Here is a 245-nt window from a genome sequence, read left to right on the forward strand (position 1 = left end):
TACCCTGCCAACTGCGACTAGCACCACACACCCGGAAGACGTACCCACCCCTAACATGGGTTGCCGAGCGAGTAACACTCCCGTGGCGATATTAAAGCTGGCCCACGTCGGTTTATTGGTAATGCTAAAGGTAAAGCTATCACCACTGTCGTCATCGCTGACACTTGGGGTAAAGCTGTAACCACTGTCTTCATTGACTGAGGTCGCAGGAGTGCCAGATATCACCGGCGCATCTTTGGTATTGG

General features: G+C 52.7%; 1 protein-coding gene. It reads right to left on the reverse strand.

The annotated features are described in order from the left end of the window. A partial coding sequence (locus AAEY99_RS21620; protein WP_351012014.1) for a putative Ig domain-containing protein occupies positions 1-245 on the reverse strand: 245 nt, incomplete at both ends.

This window comes from Shewanella sp. S1-58-MNA-CIBAN-0166 (assembly GCF_040310085.1).
GTDB lineage: Bacteria > Pseudomonadota > Gammaproteobacteria > Enterobacterales > Shewanellaceae > Shewanella.